Annotated in this window: 2 protein-coding genes; both read left to right on the forward strand. The window is 69.1% G+C overall.

Annotated elements, in window-relative coordinates; all coding sequences use genetic code 11:
• The coding region (locus ACEN88_RS31965; protein ID WP_413346210.1) for an AI-2E family transporter at positions 1–469 on the forward strand (469 nt) is incomplete at its 5' end.
• Positions 470–533: 64 nt separating this feature from the next.
• A partial coding sequence (locus tag ACEN88_RS31970) for a BadF/BadG/BcrA/BcrD ATPase family protein (RefSeq protein WP_413346212.1) occupies positions 534–1,288 on the forward strand: 755 nt, incomplete at its 3' end.

A 1,288-nucleotide genomic window follows, 5' to 3' on the forward strand; every position in this document is an offset into this window, starting at 1 on the left:
TGGGCTCGGATTTGTGTATAACACACAGGCCTACGCCATCGCGGGCGCGCCGGCGCCGGCGCTGCTGGGCGTCCTCACGGGCTATCTCGCGCTCGTGCCGGGCGGCGCGCCGCTGTCGTTCTCGCTCGTCTCGCTGCTGCTGCTGGGCCAGGGCCATTCCGGTGCCGCGCTGGGCCTGTTCTGCTGGGGCGCGTTCGAGCTGTTCCTCGTCGATAAATTCATCCGCCCGAAGCTGATCGGCCGGCGCGTCAACCTGCCGTTCCTCGCCGTGCTGTTCGGCCTTCTCGGCGGCGTCTCGACCCTGGGCGTGCTCGGCCTGTTCGTCGGTCCGTTCATGATGGCGATCCTGTTCGAGTGGCTGCGCGACAATACCGATTTTAATACCAATTCGTCCGTCGACATGGATACCTCCAGCAGGGAGGGCGAGACCAATCTTGTCTCCCCTGACCGGCTCGACAATACCAATTAAATACCTGTTGACAAGCCTATCAGTGCTGCCTATAGTGCCCTGACCTTCCCGGCACAGCACTCATATGATCGACTATCTCATCGGCGTCGACGGCGGCGGCACCGGCACCCGCGTGCGCCTTGCGCGCTTTTCTCCCCACGGTGTCGTCGAACTGGCCCAGGGCGCCAGCGGCCCGTCCGGCCTCGGCCTGGGCATCGCCCGCGCCTGGGCTTCCGTCCAGGACGCCGTCGCCCAGGCCTTCGCCGCGGCCGGCATCGAACAACCTTCGCTTGACCGCATCGCCATCGGCCTGGGCCTCGCCGGCGTGCACAATCGCCAGTGGGCGCAGGCGTTCGAGCAGGCGAATCCCGGCTACGCCGCGCTGCGCCTCGAAACCGATGCTTTTTCTACCCTTTTGGGCGCGCACGGCGGCCGTCCCGGCGCCATCGTCGCCATCGGCACGGGCAGCGTCGGCGAAGTGCTGCAGCCCGACGGCACGCGGCGCGAAGTGGGCGGCTGGGGCTTCCCCGCCGGCGACGAAGCGAGCGGCGGCTGGATCGGCCTCGCCGCCATCAACCATATCGAACAGGTGCTCGACGGACGCCGGCCCGGCGGCGCCTTCGCCGACGCCGTCGTCGACGCGTGCGGCGGCAACCGCGCCGCGATCCAGGTCTGGCTCGGCCAGGCCACGCAGACGACGTACGCCACGCTCGCGCCGCTCGTGCTGCAGCACGCGGACGACCCGGCCGCGCGCGCCATCCTGGTGCAGGCCGGCGAGGAAGCTGCCGCCATCGCCCGCGCGCTCGACCCGGACGGGCATCTCCCCCTCTGTGTCGTATT

Origin of the sequence: Massilia sp. CT11-108 (genome assembly GCF_047302915.1) — a bacterium.
Lineage (GTDB): Bacteria > Pseudomonadota > Gammaproteobacteria > Burkholderiales > Burkholderiaceae_D > Telluria > Telluria orientalis.